The organism is Neisseria sp. 19428wB4_WF04 (genome assembly GCF_015235335.1).
Taxonomy (GTDB): domain Bacteria; phylum Pseudomonadota; class Gammaproteobacteria; order Burkholderiales; family Neisseriaceae; genus Neisseria; species Neisseria musculi.
On record NZ_JADGLG010000011.1, the window covers coordinates 20,880 to 37,658 of the forward strand.

The following is a 16,779-nucleotide window of genomic DNA, read 5'->3' on the forward strand; positions in this document are numbered from 1 at the left end:
AAAACATTTTTCAAACGGCCGGTAACAGCCTATTTTAATTAATTAACGGAGTATATAGATTATGGCAGCAAAAGACGTACAGTTCGGCAATGAAGTCCGCCAAAAAATGATTAAAGGCGTAAATGTATTGGCCGATGCAGTAAAAGTAACCTTAGGCCCCAAAGGCCGCAACGTTGTGCTCGACCGCGCCTTCGGCGGCCCGCACATCACCAAAGACGGCGTAACCGTGGCCAAAGAAGTCGAACTGAAAGACAAATTTGAAAACATGGGCGCGCAAATGGTGAAAGAAGTCGCCTCCAAAACCAATGATGTAGCCGGCGACGGTACCACCACCGCCACTGTTTTGGCGCAGGCCATCGTAGCCGAAGGCATGAAATACGTTACCGCAGGTATGAATCCCACCGACCTGAAACGCGGTATCGACAAAGCTGTTACCGCTTTGGTGGAAGAGCTGAAAAACATTTCCAAACCCTGCGACACTTCAAAAGAAATCGCCCAGGTAGGCTCTATTTCCGCCAACTCTGACGAGCAGGTGGGTGCCATCATCGCCGAAGCCATGGAAAAAGTGGGCAAAGAGGGTGTGATTACCGTTGAAGACGGCAAATCTCTCGAAAACGAGCTTGATGTCGTAGAAGGTATGCAGTTTGACCGCGGCTACCTCTCCCCTTACTTCATCACCGAGCCCGAGAAACAAATCGCTGCCCTCGACAACCCCTTCGTGTTGCTGTTCGACAAAAAAATCAGCAACATCCGCGACCTGCTGCCTGTTTTGGAGCAGATTGCCAAAACCAGCCGCCCGCTGCTGATTATTGCCGAAGACGTGGAAGGCGAAGCATTGGCCACCTTGGTGGTAAACAATCTGCGCGGCATTCTGAAAACCGTGGCCGTTAAAGCCCCGGGCTTCGGCGACCGCCGCAAAGCCATGCTGCAAGACATCGCCATTCTCACCGGCGGCACCGTGATTGCCGAAGAAGTCGGCCTGTCTTTGGAAAAAGCCACGTTGGAAGACTTGGGCCAAGCCAAGCGCATCGAAATCGGCAAAGAAAACACCACCATTATCGACGGCTTCGGCGATGCCGCTCTGATTGAAGGCCGTGTGACCGAAATCCGCCAGCAGATCGAAACCGCTACCAGCGATTACGACAAAGAAAAACTGCAAGAGCGTGTGGCCAAACTGGCCGGCGGCGTGGCTGTGATTAAAGTGGGCGCGGCTACCGAAGTGGAAATGAAAGAGAAAAAAGACCGCGTTGATGATGCTCTGCACGCAACCCGCGCCGCAGTGGAAGAAGGCATTGTAGCCGGCGGCGGCGTAGCACTGCTGCGTGCCCGTGCGGCCTTGTCTAAAGTGGAAACTTCCAATACCGACCAAGACGCAGGTGTTCAAATCGTATTGCGCGCTGTAGAATCCCCGCTGCGTCAAATCGTGAAAAACGCCGGCGGCGAGCCGAGCGTGGTGGTGAACAAAGTGCTGGAAGGCAAAGGCAACTACGGCTACAACGCCGGCAACGACACCTACGGCGATATGCTGGAGATGGGCGTGCTGGATCCTGCCAAAGTTACCCGTTCGGCGCTGCAACACGCCGCTTCTATTGCCGGCCTGATGCTGACTACCGACTGCATGATTGCCGAAACCCCCGAAGACAAACCTGCCGCACCCGATATGGGCGGCATGGGCGGTATGGGCGGCATGGGCATGATGTAAGGCCGTCTGAAAATATAGAGTGGCACTATTCAAACACCCGTACGGCACAAACCGTGCGGGTGTTTTTCATGAAACCACACAGAATGGGGTAAGGTAGTGGAGCCGAAGGCAGGGCAGCCGGCCAATCCACTCAAATCAATATCAAGCAATCAGCCTGCACAGATGACAATACACACAAACAGCACAACAAACCGGCAAACTTTAAGCAGGCGACACGCCACGGCTCTATTGCCGTTCCGGCTGCTCCGTTGCCTTGGTGCTCTTACATGGTTTTGCTATATTGCCGAACAGGTGTGGATAACAAGGTCTTGGTAATAAGATTCAAAAACTCAGGCCGTCTGAAAATTTTCAGACGGCCTTTGGCTTATATTTGTCTGTTGTAATATCGATAAGCCTCATCCATATTATCAAACCGGTACAGATGCCCGGCTTCCAGCACCATTGCATTATCGCAATACTGTTTCATCGCGCCCGGGCTGTGCGACACCAAAATAATCGAACGGTCATGCCGTTTTTCAAACAGTTCGTAACGGCATTTTTCGGAAAAACGCGAGTCACCCACGGCAATTACTTCGTCAATCAGATAACAATCGAACTCTACCGCCAGCGACAGTGCAAACGCCAACCGCGCTTTCATGCCTGAAGAATAGCGCTTTACCGGCTCATAAAGATATTGGCCCAACTCTGAAAACTCTTCAGTAAATGCTTTCACATAAGCCATATCGGCATGATAAATGCGGCAGATAAAGCGCAAATTATCCATGCCGGTGAGGCTGCCTTGGAAAGCGCCGCTGAATGCCAAAGGCCATGAAACACTCATGCTGCGCCTGATCTCGCCTTTGGTCGGCGGTTCTACACCGCTCATTAAGCGGATTAATGTGGATTTTCCTGCACCATTGCGGCCGAGAATGCCGATTTTCTCACCCTTTGCCAATGAAAAATTGATGTCGTTCAATACAGTCCGCATTCCGTTGCGGGTTTGATACTGCTTGTAAACATGTTTGATGGAAATCATTGCGGCTCAACCCCTTTGCTGAACTTGTCCACCATTGCCAAGCCTATCAGCAATAATGCCAAATCACACAACAACAGATACCACGGGTTTTCCATCGTTACTGCCCCGCTGCCGAAATAGCCGTGGCGGAACATTTCCGAACCGTGCACCATCGGAACCCACAAAGCGTATTCCTGAATCTGCTGCGGCAGCGAAGATACAAAAAAGAAAGCGCCCGAAAGCGGCAGCATCACGAAACTCGCCGTATTCCACAGTTTTCCTACCGCATCAAATTTAAAGGCAACAGAACACATCACCAAACCCAACCCCAAGGCAAACAGAGCCATCAGCATCCACGCAAGCAGCATATAGAAAATGTCGGCAGGCATTTCAACCCAGCCTATCATCACCAACACGGCCACCATCACGATTTGCGCCACCGTGGCTCCCGCCGCCTCAAGCAATACCCGCGCAAAAATCGTATCCAACACCCGCACGTTGCGGTGATACAGCAGGCTTGCATTGGCCGAAATGGCACCGATGGCACGGTTGGAAGCATTGCGCCACATCATAGCCATCGGATAGCCTGTGAGCGCAAACGCCACAATATTCAATGCAGAAATCTCATCTGCACGCAGAAATTTCCACATCGACACGATAAATGCCGTCATCAGCATCGGTTCGACAAACAGCCATAAAAAACCGATGTTGCTGCGCCCGTAACGGGTGATGATTTCGCGCATCAAAAGCGCGCCGATTACCCGCCCTTGAATAACCAGCGATTCTTTAAATGAAGTTTCTTGCAGGGCTTTCATCAGTTTTTATGCTCTCTCACACTGGCTGCAAGCAGGCTGATAATGCCGTAAAGCATCAAACCGATAAAAAAAGTAGCAATGATGTTGTAAACACGGTGGGGTTTCAATGCCATATCGGGGCGGCTCGGCTGCGACACCACTTCGAGATAAAGCTGCTTGCGGTCGGCTTCCGCCTTGGCACTCTCCAGTGAGGCAATGGCCGCAGCCAGTTGTTTCTCGGCCAGCTCGTTTTCTAAAAACAAACGTTGGTAAGCGGCCGCCTGGGCAGTAATCGAATTGCCCGAGCCGCCTGAAATCATCTGCATTTGCTGTTTGATTTCCCGCTTCAGGCTCTTTTCACGCGCCTGCAAGCCCGGAATCTGAGGGTTTTCAGGAGTTACCGCACGCACTTGGTCAAGCTGGGTTTGAATCACAATCAGCTCATCCTGCAATTTAGACACCAAACCCATCTGCGCCTCTGATTGCGCTTTCAAATCAAAAATACCGTTTTGGGTACGGTAAACCGCCATCTCTCCTGCCGCTTCTTTAACCCGCTCTTCCGCCACGGCCACATTGTGCTCCGCTTGGGCGATTGTGTCTTTGCGCGCCCGCTCATTGAGCCTGTTAATCAGCTCTTCACCCCGATTCAGCAACGCCGCATTGATTTTTTGAGAGTCTCCGGCATCAAACGACTCCACACTCAAAGTAGAAATACCTGAAACGGCATCAAACGCAATATTAACCTTGCCTTTATAATATTGGTAAAAAGCCTCATGGGCACTGTATAAGCCAAACCCGTTGAAACGGCTGAAAATATCGCCTTTATCTTCATAAAACGAACGCACCGGAATAGCTTTTTCCAAAGCTGAAAGTGCCGATCTCGAGCTCATGTATTCACGCACGGTATAAGTGTCGTCCTGCGCACGCGAAAACCCTGCATTCTGCAACAGCACCCCCAACCCGCCAGACGAAGCCTGATGGCTTGGCGAGCGCACCACAAAACTTGATTCAGACACATAACGGTCTGAAGCCCAGACCGAAAAATAAACCAGCGAACAAACCGTTGGAAGAATCACCGTAACCCAAAACAGCCTGCTGATTTTTTTCACCCGAAACCTTTTCCCTTGCTGCAGCATATCCGCCGCACAGACCGCCTTAGCAGCTGTTGCCTGTTTCACTTCTGCCGACACTTGAGTATTTTCCGTATCCACTTTTTGCTCAGACATTTTCACGCTTTCCGGTTAATTACCCAAATCATTAATGCTGTTCACACCACTGACAATCGGCGAGAATACAAATTGCAAAAATTTCTGAAGCTCTGCCACCGGCGCATTCGACACATACACAATATCTTTATCCCGCATCGAAAAACGCTGCATCCAAAACAGCGAGTTGGCATCTAAAAGATTGACACGGTAAACTGTCGGCACTTCCATTTCTGAAGCGTAGCCTTTACCCAACCATTTATCCTGCTCTCCCTTCGGCAGCGCAGAAACAGGCTGATAGCGGAACACAAACACTCCCTCCGGATTCGAACGCCGATCCTGCAAACCACCCACCACACCGATGGCCTCACCCAAATTCATGCCCTTGGCCGAAAACTGCACCTGCTGGTTGCGTCCCAACGCGCCCAAAGCCGTAAAACTCAAAGGCTTGGAAAGCAGGGTCAGCACATCCCCCGGGCGCAAGACAATATTTTGCCCCGCCTCTGCCGTAACGGTTTCCAATGCAGCCGTGCGCACTATACCGCCGCGCGTAAGCTGCACCGAAATATCCTGCACGCCGCTATCGGTACCGCCAACTGCCGCCACCGCATCCAAAACCCGCTCCCGGTGCCCGGTGAGCGGCATACGGATACTGCGGCCGGCACGGATTACCGTTACATTACTCGAATTATTCTGCGCCACACGCACCATTGCCTGAGGCTGGTTGGCCATTTTTTTCAGACGGCCTACAATTTCCCTGCGTATCCTGTCCGGCGTTTTACCGCTCACCGCCACATCGCCCAAAAACGGCACAGACACCCTGCCCCGCGTGTCCACAATCTGCGGCGGCAGGCTTACTGTTTGGGCCGACCCCGAACCCACAGAATTCAATGCCCCGCCAAACAGCACCGCAGGTGCCGCCTCCCACAGCGTAATCTCCAACACATCGCCTTCTCCCACTGCATCGGCAAAACCCGAATGGCGCGTTGCCAAATCAGCCAGCGACTGCCCTCTGCCTGCCGCATACAGTGTGGAAATTACCCGCTCGTCCACATCAACCACAGCAACATCAGGCACTGCCGCCTGGCGGCTTTGATTTTGCAAACTTATCACCTTGGTTTGATTCGGCCCTGAAGTAGGCAAAGCACCACACCCTAAAAGCAGCAATAGAATGCATCCGGCCGGCAACTGGAAACGCGTCATCAACAAACTTTCTCTATACAAATAGCCAAAAACAGACCAACACTTTTTATCGGAGTGTTGCGTATTGCAGCCAAATATTACTGCCTGCAATACGCAAAGCGGAGTTATTTTAACAAAACAAACCAAACAAACTCAAAAAAAAAAAAAAAAAAACAATTTTTTTCAAAAACTCACAAACTGAGTTATAATCCCTAGCAATTCAAAAACATATGACAAAGTTCTACCCGTGTAATACGAAAGGCTGTGCCGTGCAAAAAAACAATAACGCCGATAATAGTGCTCTGACATTGACAACATTCAACGATTCATTTGCTTTTAATCCCATAGCGGTATCCCCTCCTCCCGCACGTGCTAAAAAACTGCTGATTGTATTCGGCACCCGGCCGGAGGCTATCAAAATGGCCCCTTTAATTGAAGGTTTGAAAAAAAGAAAGGCAGATTTCCGTGTTTGCGTAACTGCCCAACACCGCCAGATGCTCGACCAAGTGCTTGACTTGTTTGAAATCATACCCGATTATGATTTGGACATTATGAGCAGCAAACAAACACTATCTACTGTAAATTCTGCTATTTTAGAAAAAATCCAGCCTATCTTAGACGACTACAAACCCGATGTTGTTTTTGTACACGGTGATACTGCCACCACCTTGGCAACTGCTTTAGCCGCCTATTACAACCAAATCGATATCGCCCATATCGAGGCAGGTTTGCGCACCAACGATATTTATTCCCCCTGGCCCGAAGAAGGAAACCGCAAACTTACCGGCGCTATCGCCAAATATCATTTCGCGCCCACCGAAAGCACCAAAAACAATCTGTTTCGTGAAGGCGTTCCCCTCTCAAGCATATATGTAACCGGAAATACCGTTATCGATGCCCTGTTTCTTACCTGCTGCAAAATCGACAGCAATAAAGAATTGATGCAGCAATATGCAGAGCGTTTCTCTTTTTTAGGCAGCGGTAAAATCATTTTGATTACCGGCCACCGAAGGGAAAATTTCGGAGAAGGTTTTGAAAACATCTGCCAAGCGGTTTCCAAACTGGCAGATCAACACGCTGATGTGCAATTCGTTTACCCCGTGCACCTGAATCCCAATGTGCGTGAGCCCGTAAACCGCCTGCTTAGCGGCAAACACAACGTCCATCTGATAGAGCCTTTGGACTATTTGGCTTTTGTTTATCTGATGAGAATGTCGTATCTGATTCTTACCGATTCCGGCGGTATTCAAGAAGAAGCCCCTTCTTTAGGCAAACCTGTACTGGTGATGCGCGATACAACAGAACGCCCCGAGGCAGTGGCGGCAGGTACCGTTAAATTGGTCGGCACATCTCAAGAAGTGATTATCGAGCAAGTAAACCGGCTGCTTGCCGACTCTGCCGAATACGCAAAAATGGCCGATGCACATAACCCTTATGGCAACGGAACAGCTGCGGATCAGATTTTGTCGGTATTTACCCAACCGGCAGAAACCGAACAACAACTTGCCATTTAACGAGGAAAGCGCAATGCAACCTTTTCAAACTATTTCCGTTATCGGTTTGGGCTACATCGGCCTGCCCACTGCGGCTGCTTTTGCCGGCCACGGCGTAAAAGTTATCGGCGTAGATATCAACCAGCATGCAGTAGATACGATTAATCAAGGAAAAATCCACATTGTCGAGCCCGATTTGGACACTGCCGTGCACCAATGCGTCAGCAGCGGCACACTCAAAGCCACCTTATCCCCCGAGCCTGCCGAAGCATTTTTAATCGCCGTACCCACTCCGTTTAAAGGCAACAATTACGAACCTGATTTAAGCTATATCGAAGCCGCCTGCAACGCCATCGCTCCTGTTTTGAAAAAAGGCGACTTAGTGATTTTAGAATCCACCTCTCCCGTTGGCGCCACCGAACAAATGTCCGGCTGGCTGGCCGCAGAACGCCCGGATTTAAGTTTTCCCCAACAAAAAGGTGAAGACTCCGATATCCGAATCGCCCACTGCCCCGAGCGCGTACTCCCCGGCCAAGTGATGCGGGAATTGATTGAAAACGACCGCATTATCGGCGGCATGACTTCTAAATGTTCGAAACAAGCCGCAGCCTTATATAAAACTTTTGTAAAAGGCAGCTGCATTATCACCAATGCCCGCACGGCCGAAATGTGCAAACTGACCGAAAACTCGTTCCGAGATGTAAACATCGCCTTCGCCAACGAGCTTTCCATTATCTGCGACAAACTGGATATCAACGTGTGGGAATTGATCTCACTGGCCAACCGCCACCCCCGCGTCAATATTCTGCAACCGGGCTGCGGCGTAGGCGGTCATTGTATCGCCGTTGATCCGTGGTTTATCGTGAATAAAACACCCGACCTGGCCAAACTCATCCACACCGCGCGTTTGGTAAACGATGGCAAGCCCGAATGGGTTATCAACAAAATCAACAACGCAGTAATTGAAGCCTTGCAGAAAAACCCCGGCAAAACCATAGCCGACATCAAAATTGCCTGCATGGGATTGGCATTCAAACCCGATATCGATGATTTGCGCGAAAGCCCCGCCTTAAAGATTACCGAGCAACTGGCCGAGAAATACCCCAATCAGATTTTGGCCGTCGAACCAAACGTTGAAACCCTGCCTGCCAAACTTGCGGCCAAAAACATCCGCCACACCAAACTGGACAAAGCATTGTCAGAAGCCGATGTTTTAGTGGTTTTGGTTGACCATAAAGAATTTAAAAACATTCAGACGGCCTCTGTAGGTTCCGTAGTGGTTGATACTAAAGGTATTTGGTAGATTTTTGCCAATCGCAACATGCCAAACTCAGATTACCGCCAATCAAGCGATACCGGTATCCCTCACCACCGGAACCGCACGCCCCATTAAAGTTGCAGACAATAAAATAAAAATTATTCTAATGTTTAATAAATAGAATAATGCCGAGCCAGCCATATGAATAAAATAAATTTAGATGATTTGAAACGTTATTTCCAACAGGAAAATATACAGCTCGATGATGAACAGCTTGAGAAAACCATAAAATGGCTTGCAAAGTTTTCAGACGGCGTTCAAACAGATCAAGAAAAAAAAATCCATCAGCTGCAAGACGAGCTGTATCATTTGCGTATCGAAAAAAGTAAATACCAACTGCTGGTAACCCAACGTTTTCAAGACAGGCATAACCAAACGATTGCTTATCAATTCGGCCGTCTGATACTGGATTTTTTTAAAAACCCCATCCGCAACTTTATTACCCCCAATGCCCTATTGTCGATTTACATACAACATTTAAATCGCAAAGCGAGAAAAAATCCACTCAGCTCTTTTGAGCAAAAATGTAAAAAATGGTTTGGGCACCTGGATGCTCCGAAACCGATAGATAATACATTTGAAGCTTTAATACACCCCGCTGCTTCCCTATTGAAACAACAGGATATTGCGGCAACAGTATCAACAACCGGCATACCGGCTGCACAACGCAAAATACTGAAACGCAATTTTGCCCACAAAAAAGCCAAAGAACTTAAAGTTGCCATTATTTTAGACGAATTCAGTTTCAACTCCTTTAAAGACGAATTTACGCCACTGATTATTACTCCGAATAATTGGAAAATCGTTTTTGCACAGCAAAAGCCCGACTTATTTTTCTGCGAATCTGCTTGGAGCGGCACAGACAGCGTAACCAGACCTTGGAAAGGAAAAATCTATGCCAGTGTGAATTTTCCAAAAGAAAACCGTAACGAATTGCTCGAAATCTTAGATTATTGCCATACTCACGGTATCCCGACCATATTTTGGAATAAAGAAGACCCGGCTCATTATTCCGACCGTATTCACGACTTTGTGAAAACGGCCTGCCTTTTCGACTTTGTTTTTACAACCGCCCAAGAATGTGTAGAGCAATACAAACAGGAATACGGTCTTGAGAATGTGTATGCGCTACCGTTTGCAACCAATCCGGCCATTTTCAACCCTATAGATAACCCTCAAACGCCCCGTACGGAAAAAATGGTGTTTGCAGGGAGCTGGTATGCGAACCATATCAATCGTTCCCAAACAATGCACCAACTGTTTGACAATTTAATCGACAGCGGCTACGAATTGGAGTTTTACAACCGTTACTACGGCAACGATGACCCAAACCATTTAATCCCCGAACAATATCGTCAGTATGAAAAGCCGAACGTTCCCAATGAAGAAACTGCCCGGCTATACAAATCCAGCCTGTTCGGCTTGAATCTGAATACGGTAACCGACTCCGAAACCATGTTTGCCCGGCGCGTTTTCGAGCTCATGTCCAGCAACACATTAGTCGTGTCCAACCATTCCAAAGGAATGGAAAAGATGTTTGGCAGCAATGTGGTTTTTCTAGACTCCGAACCCGGCCGTCTGAAAACCTTAAATCAAGAAGAAATCGAGCGGATAAGGGAAGAAAACCTCAATAATGTTTTAGCAAACCACACTTATCAAAAACGGTTTGAAAATATTTTGAATACCGTGGGTATTATTTATAACCAAGAGCAAGAAAAAGTTACTCTAACGGTAAAAATATCAGATGCAAGGCAATTGCAGGAAGAAATCCGCATATTCAAGCAGAAATTTGGCGGCGATAAATACCGTCTGCTTGCAATCTTGACAGATGCCATTTCCGATTTAGACGCAGCAGAGCTTTACTCAACATTCAATTATCAGAAAATCAATATTTTGGCAGAGTCTTATGTTTACCGCTACGGAAATGAGCATTCTCAATATTTGGAAACCCCATATTTTGCTTTAACCGACAGCTTGGAAAACTTACAACATGCTTTTATTGAAAAAGCACTATTACACAGCAGCTATATTCAAGACAATTATATTGCACTTACAGCCCATAAAAAACAAAAATATATATTTGAATCCAAAATGAAAATGAACCATATTTTTGCATCCGCACAAAAATTCACCGAAGCCATAACTCATTTCGGCCAAACAATGGATTACCCCATTTACTATATCGGCAAACAGGAGAATGAATGATGGATATCAGTATTATCATTCCTTGTTACAATGCTATCGGAAAAATAGAAGCATGTATTGCCTCCCTAAAGCAAATTGATTATCCCGACTCACAATATGAAATTATTTTTGTAGATGATTGCTCCAAAGACGGCACGTTGGCATACCTGAATGAGCAGGCGGCACAACATCCTAATTGGAAAATATTGCAAATGAGCCAAAATAGCGGCTCCCCTTCCGAACCCCGTAATCTCGGTGTCTCTCATGCCTTAGGTGAATACATTTTTTTTCTTGATTGTGATGATGAAATTTTTAGTGATACATTAGCTGTACATATACAGGCCTCACAGCAGAAAAATGCAGATATTGTACGCGGCTATCTTATTGTCAATGATGGTAACAAACGTTTTCCTGCCAATCGGATTTTAGAAAACCTCGATAGCCTGAATAAACGTGAAATCATTGAAACCATTATCCGCAAACAAAGTACAACCGTACCCAGCCTGATTAAACACAGCCTGCTGAAAAAGCATCAGATTACATGGCGTTCCGATCTCAAGATGGGGGAGGATACAATTTATTTGGCCGATGTATTATCTGTTGCGGATAATGTTATTTATATCGATCATCCAACATTTATTTATAACAAAAAAATTAATGAAGAAGCCTCTTCAACGCAAAGTTATGGTTCCCGTGAGCTAAAAAACCATTTAACCGTTTGGCAAACAGCCCAAGAGAAGCTCGCAAAGCAGGGCGTAGATTATTATGCAGTCCGCTTGCAAGTGGGTTTACAAACTGCAATCCAATCCATGATAGCCTATAACCGTTTCGACATTAACAAAAAAGACTTTGCCGAACTTTCAGACTTTATCAATAAAAACAAAAAATTAATTGAAAGTTTCAACTACAATAAACGAGTTAAAGATATATTAAAAGAAATCTACCATAAAAACTATTTAGGTTTTCTTGAAGCAATCAAATTCAGAATGGTCGTAGCAGGTTATGACTTGAAATTTATTACCCCCGTTTTACCAAAATTGAAACAATACTACCAAATCCGCATAGACGAATGGGCAGGACACAACTCACACGATGAACAATACAGTGAAAACTGCCTAAAATGGGCTGAAATCATCTTCTGCGAATGGATGCTGGGTAACGCGGTATGGTATAGCCAACGGATTAAAGAAAACCAAAAACTTTTTATCCGTATGCACCGTTTTGAACTGACAACTCCTTGGTTCAAACAAATAGACTTTACAAGAGTCAACCGCGTGTTTGCAGTATCACTATATTTCTTTGAAAAATTGATAGAATATACCCGTATTCCCCGATCGCAAGCCTGCCTGCTGCCCAATTATTTGGACAGCAATGATTATGATCGTTCTAAAAATGAAGAAAAGCTCTTCAATCTCGGGATTATCGGCATCCTACCCTCTCGGAAAGGTTATCTGAATGCATTAAAATTATTGAATAGTCTTGTGCAAAAAAATAAAAAATACCGTTTATACGTTTACGGAAAAATGCCTGAAGAATTGCCTTGGATAAAAAACAATCCGGAAGAAATGGCTTATTTTAATGAATGCAAACAATTCATTAAACAAAACAATCTGAGCCAACACGTTATCATCAAAGGTTGGGTAAATGTTAAAACAGAATTAAAAAATATCGGCTTTATTCTATCCACCAGTGATAATGAAAAGATCCCGGAAAGCTTTCATATTGCTCCGGCAGATGGCTTTTCTGCAGGCAACCAAGGCGTATTATTGAATTGGAATGGCGCAGAATATATCTATCCCCCCAAATATATATTCGATTCACTTGAGCTCATGGCAGAACATATTTATGCCCAAAATACATTAAATAAATTCAACTGCTACAATCAACAAGGTTTAGAACTTATTCAAAATCGTTACTCGGTAGAAGCCTTTGTCAAGCAGCTTCGGCGACAGTTCCACATTTCTGCAACCTTGTTTCCGACTGCACCGGCACCAAGAGAGGACGATGCAGTAAATCGTAACTGCCTTATAGAAATTCATAACCGCAAGCTTATTGCCGAAGGTATTGTTATCGAATTGCCGAAAGAAGCGCAAAGCAACTGTAAATTAATCTTGGAATACAGCCTAAAGCTTTCTGCCAACACCAAAGTTAATGCCGCTTTAGTTGCCCTTAAATCAACTAATACAGAACCTGTACCGGGATTTAAGCCGTCTGATCTTAAAGAAATCGGTCTGTACAAATATCTGAATACAACGGTCAGCGGACAAAGCCATTTTTTAGAAATAACATTATCTAAAGCCAACATAGTTGAACAATTAAAATTAATTTTATGGCACAAAGATGCAGATATTGAATTAACGAATGTTAATCTAATAAAACTTTAACTAATCATTAGAGGTTGATATGTATTTTATTGGACAAACCAGATTTAGTTTATACATTCCGGGAAGCAATGCTTGGAATGTTTCTAATTTTACAGAAGAAGAGTACATTGCTCATCTGTTTTCAGATGAGCGCATGTCTGTTAGAGTAAATATTTTTTCTGAAATATCAATACCTTTAATGAATAAAATGAGAAAGCAATACGATTTCCGTCATATTGTCTCTTATTCGTCAATCTTACCTCAAAAATGGAAAAATATACTATTTAATTTGCAGAAAAAATATCCTTTTCTGTATTTATGTGAAGTAGATTCGAAAAATGAAAACCCTTTATATTCAATTTTAAAAGGAAAGGAAAGTGGGGCAGTAGCTTTCTTTCGTTTAGATGATGACGATCTGCTATCTATAAACTATCTAGATAATTTAGCAAAATATAATAAGTCAGCCTATAAAAACATGGCCGTTTCCTTTGGAAAAGGTATTGCTGCCCTCTATAAACAAAATAATTATATGGATTTTAGAAATGTCGTGCAACAGTATCCCTCTATGGGACAGGCCTATATAGGTTACTGGTCTGGTAAAAATTTAGAACTACCTCCAATGTATAGCCATCATAATTTAGATCAAAATATTCCTGTTATTGTAGACTCTGCAAATATAATGTATTTGCAAACGTATCACGAACAACAAGACTCTAACTATCGCTTCTCGAAAGCAACAAATATTCAAGAGGCTACTGTTGAAGCAGAGTTATCAAAATATCCAAAAAATAAAAATTCCGAACAACTAATAGCTTGTTTCCCTGTATTGGATATGAATATTAGAGAATTTTCAGATAAGAAAACATCTTATTTTTCTATATCCAATCTAGAAATATCCAAAAAAGATACATCGATAGCTATTCAGAAGAATAAAGATAAATGTTTATTTGAATTAGAATATGAAATTATTCTATCCAAACAATTGACCTCTCCCAAAGCTATAGTATTCTCTTTCAAATTTGATCAGAATGTAACAGTTCAATCAGGATTAACTTTTTCATCCTATAATGATATCGGTTGGTTTAAATATATTTGTGGATCTAATGGCACCGCCAATGGAACATTATCATTTATCTTGGACAAACCAGCACAGCTTACTGATTTTAGAATAATAATATGGGACGATAGATTTAAATCAATATCTATAAAATCTATTTCCATTTCTTAACTTTAAAGGCTATCTTAAATATCAAATGCATCCTACCTTTTTATTAAAGATAGATAAGTGAAGAAAATTATACTATGCTTTAAGATTGCCTGAAGATTCCAAAAATTCACGAATGGTTTTTTATTATTCATAGTCAATGATTTGGCTAGACAAGAGAAAATTACACATTTTAAAAATAGTTTATGGAATTGAAATGAATAAATTATTTATTTTAGGATCGTGTGTCAGCAGGGATGCTTTCGCATTAGAGGAAGGAAATGTATACCACATAGTCTCTTATTTGGCTCGAACCTCTTTTGCCGGCACCTTCCACCATCAGCCTGTTAAAGATATAGACTTATCAAAAATACCATCTTCGTTTCAACAGAGAATGGTAGAAAACGATTTATCGAAACAAACGGCCCATGCCTTAACGCATAACGAATTTGATTGGCTGATTATTGATTTGATTGACGAACGTTTTAATATTTTCGTATCCGACAACGAAGAAGTATTTACACTCTCCCCGGAGTTTTCCAACAATTGTATCTTCGATAAACCCGGCAAGGTGCTTACTCCTAACAGCGATGAATTTCTTGAGCGTTGGAAAAAGGGGTGGGACAACTTTATCGATTTGGCAAAAAAACATCAATTTTTGCATAAAATTATTTTAAATAAGGTATTTTGGACTAACCAAACCAGCTCCGGCGGACAGGTTGTTTCAGATTTATACCAATCTTGGATTGATGAAAACAACCGCTGGTTACAAGAGCTTTACTCCCATATAGAAAAAACAGGGGGCATCAAGATATTGGAATACCCCCAAGAGCTGTTTAAAGCAGATTCCGACCATAAATGGGGTGTTCAGCCTTATCACTATGCCAAGCCGCTGTATCTGTATCTTTTGAACTATCTAGGCCGTCTGAAAACCTACCGGAAGGCGCTGGAAGACAATATTGTCCACACCGATTACCTGCCGCTGTTCATGGATACACTACCCATCAAAAGAAACCATTCAGCTTATCAGCCTTTGGTTTTTATAGGAGGAAACCAAAGCTACACGGTCAGCATCAAGATTACTCTCGCAGGAAACAAGCAGGCAGGGGAAAAAGATTTACTGCATACGCTGAAATACGAACCGGAAGAAACCGAGTGGTATGCCGGGCAAAAATACACCCTTTCCGCTGTAAAAGATATCGGCTATTTCAAGTATATCGCCACCCAAGCTTATACCGTTTATGAACGTGAAATCAGATTCTGCATACCCGCCGGTGCGCGTGCCGTTTTTTCCATTCAAGAATTTTATCCTAAAGGAAAAAATATAATCTTAGAAGCAGAGATCAACAAGGCCGGCAAATGAACATCTATTTAATCAGCGACAGCTTGACCCAAACATCTCTACAAAAAGAAGATATATCACTAAGCAGCAGTTGGTTTTCCCTCCGCAAAAACAACGGCTCGGTATTATTGGTCGAGTCTGCATGGAACGGCCGAAAAAACCGCTGGAAGTTCAAAATCGCCTCTTATCCCGACCACCCCAAACGCAGCAACGAAAAACTGGTGCGTTTGGTTCAGACCGCAAAAGATAAGGGGATTCCCACCGTTTTTTGGAATAAAGAAGATTCGGTTCATTTCGACCGCTTTATTGATTCTGCCAAACATTTCGACCATATTTTTACCGTGGATGAAAATTGTGTGGAGCGATATCGGGCGGTTGTGCCTGCCTCAACCACGGTTGATGTAGCGATGTTTCCCGTCCAACCCCGTATCCATAACTATCAAGGGTTTAACTTTCGGCAGGTGGAAGCAAATTTTGTCGGCAGCTTCAGCAGGCATATTCACAACAAACGCCGCGAACGCCAGGAAATGCTGTTTTCTGCGGCTTTGAAGGCGGGTTTGCCGGTTACGGTTTTCGACCGAAATTCAAACAGAAAATCAAGCAACTACCGTTACCCTGAGCAGGAATTCGGCCTGAAAATCATGCCGGCTTTAGATTATGCCCAAACCGCCGATATCTACCGCCGTTTTGCAGTGTCGCTGAATGTAAACACCATTGAAGACTCACCCACTATGTTTTCACGGCGGGTAGTGGAAATTCTGGCCTGCGGCGGCATTTTGGTTTCCACCCCCGGCATAGCGATGGACAGGCTGTTTAAAGATTATTGCCATATCGTGAACCATGAAGATGAAGCGGCAGCTTTATTTGAACGTTTGAAACACGGGCCGTCTGAACATGATTTGGAAATGGCCAAGGCCGGGGCAGACTTTGTGTTAAACCATTTCACTTGGCGGAAATTTTTAGAAAAAATCCAATCTGTTATCCACTCAACAAAATAA

At 44.5% G+C, this 16,779-nt stretch carries 12 protein-coding genes; 8 read left to right on the forward strand and 4 right to left on the reverse strand.

From position 1 onward, the window contains the following. Window positions 1-61: 61 nt before the first annotated feature. Window positions 62-1,702, forward strand: coding sequence for a chaperonin GroEL (groL, locus tag IR141_RS04260; protein ID WP_135034426.1), 1,641 nt, complete (start codon window positions 62-64; stop codon window positions 1,700-1,702). Between the two features lie 364 nt (window positions 1,703-2,066). Here the strand turns inward: groL and IR141_RS04265 are convergent, their stop codons facing one another. The 4 genes from IR141_RS04265 to IR141_RS04280 all read right to left on the reverse strand — a co-directional run bounded on the left by IR141_RS04265 (window position 2,067) and on the right by IR141_RS04280 (window position 5,898). Continuing rightward, the gene (locus IR141_RS04265; protein WP_135034427.1) at window positions 2,067-2,717 is read right to left on the reverse strand and encodes an ABC transporter ATP-binding protein; all 651 of its coding nucleotides are present in this window, start codon (window positions 2,715-2,717) and stop codon (window positions 2,067-2,069) included. After that, window positions 2,714-3,511 (reverse strand): ABC transporter permease, encoded by a 798-nt coding sequence (locus IR141_RS04270; protein ID WP_135034428.1) that lies wholly within the window; start codon window positions 3,509-3,511, stop codon window positions 2,714-2,716. Before IR141_RS04270 ends, IR141_RS04265 begins: the two co-directional genes overlap by 4 nt. After that, a complete protein-coding gene (locus IR141_RS04275; RefSeq protein ID WP_228068158.1) occupies window positions 3,511-4,626 on the reverse strand; it encodes a capsule biosynthesis protein in 1,116 nt (371 codons plus the stop codon). Before IR141_RS04275 ends, IR141_RS04270 begins: the two co-directional genes overlap by 1 nt. Window positions 4,627-4,731: 105 nt before the next feature. Continuing rightward, on the reverse strand, window positions 4,732-5,898 hold the full coding sequence (locus IR141_RS04280) for a polysaccharide biosynthesis/export family protein (protein WP_135034430.1): 1,167 nt from the start codon (window positions 5,896-5,898) through the stop codon (window positions 4,732-4,734). A 365-nt stretch (window positions 5,899-6,263) separates the two neighbouring features. Here IR141_RS04280 and wecB point away from each other — a divergent pair, with 365 nt between their 5' ends. From wecB to IR141_RS04315, 7 genes are all read left to right on the forward strand, one after another. Next, the gene (wecB, locus tag IR141_RS04285) at window positions 6,264-7,391 is read left to right on the forward strand and encodes a non-hydrolyzing UDP-N-acetylglucosamine 2-epimerase (protein ID WP_368665548.1); all 1,128 of its coding nucleotides are present in this window, start codon (window positions 6,264-6,266) and stop codon (window positions 7,389-7,391) included. Between the two features lie 13 nt (window positions 7,392-7,404). Then, complete coding sequence (wecC, locus tag IR141_RS04290) at window positions 7,405-8,673, forward strand: UDP-N-acetyl-D-mannosamine dehydrogenase (protein WP_135034432.1); 1,269 nt, start codon at window positions 7,405-7,407, stop codon at window positions 8,671-8,673. A gap of 156 nt (window positions 8,674-8,829) precedes the next feature. Next, window positions 8,830-10,893: a glycosyltransferase gene (locus tag IR141_RS04295; RefSeq protein WP_135034433.1), complete on the forward strand. Its 2,064-nt coding sequence runs from the start codon at window positions 8,830-8,832 to the stop codon at window positions 10,891-10,893. Further along, window positions 10,890-13,256 (forward strand): glycosyltransferase, encoded by a 2,367-nt coding sequence (locus IR141_RS04300; RefSeq protein WP_135034434.1) that lies wholly within the window; start codon window positions 10,890-10,892, stop codon window positions 13,254-13,256. Before IR141_RS04295 ends, IR141_RS04300 begins: the two co-directional genes overlap by 4 nt. A 19-nt stretch (window positions 13,257-13,275) precedes the next feature. Beyond that, window positions 13,276-14,463, forward strand: coding sequence for a glycosyltransferase (locus IR141_RS04305; RefSeq protein WP_135034435.1), 1,188 nt, complete (start codon window positions 13,276-13,278; stop codon window positions 14,461-14,463). A 193-nt stretch (window positions 14,464-14,656) separates the two neighbouring features. Further along, window positions 14,657-15,802: a DUF6270 domain-containing protein gene (locus IR141_RS04310; RefSeq protein ID WP_135034436.1), complete on the forward strand. Its 1,146-nt coding sequence runs from the start codon at window positions 14,657-14,659 to the stop codon at window positions 15,800-15,802. Then, window positions 15,799-16,779, forward strand: coding sequence for a glycosyltransferase (locus IR141_RS04315; protein WP_135034437.1), 981 nt, complete (start codon window positions 15,799-15,801; stop codon window positions 16,777-16,779). Before IR141_RS04310 ends, IR141_RS04315 begins: the two co-directional genes overlap by 4 nt.

Coding starts and splice junctions, on each gene's coding strand:
- IR141_RS04305 (WP_135034435.1), top strand. CDS start 13,276: ATGTATTTTATTGGACAAACCAGATTTAGTTTATACATTCCGGGAAGC.
- IR141_RS04295 (WP_135034433.1), top strand. CDS start 8,830: ATGAATAAAATAAATTTAGATGATTTGAAACGTTATTTCCAACAGGAA.
- IR141_RS04270 (WP_135034428.1), bottom strand. CDS start 3,511: ATGAAAGCCCTGCAAGAAACTTCATTTAAAGAATCGCTGGTTATTCAA.
- IR141_RS04275 (WP_228068158.1), bottom strand. CDS start 4,626: ATGCTGCAGCAAGGGAAAAGGTTTCGGGTGAAAAAAATCAGCAGGCTG.
- groL (WP_135034426.1), top strand. CDS start 62: ATGGCAGCAAAAGACGTACAGTTCGGCAATGAAGTCCGCCAAAAAATG.
- IR141_RS04310 (WP_135034436.1), top strand. CDS start 14,657: ATGAATAAATTATTTATTTTAGGATCGTGTGTCAGCAGGGATGCTTTC.
- wecC (WP_135034432.1), top strand. CDS start 7,405: ATGCAACCTTTTCAAACTATTTCCGTTATCGGTTTGGGCTACATCGGC.
- IR141_RS04280 (WP_135034430.1), bottom strand. CDS start 5,898: ATGACGCGTTTCCAGTTGCCGGCCGGATGCATTCTATTGCTGCTTTTA.
- IR141_RS04265 (WP_135034427.1), bottom strand. CDS start 2,717: ATGATTTCCATCAAACATGTTTACAAGCAGTATCAAACCCGCAACGGA.
- IR141_RS04315 (WP_135034437.1), top strand. CDS start 15,799: ATGAACATCTATTTAATCAGCGACAGCTTGACCCAAACATCTCTACAA.
- IR141_RS04300 (WP_135034434.1), top strand. CDS start 10,890: ATGATGGATATCAGTATTATCATTCCTTGTTACAATGCTATCGGAAAA.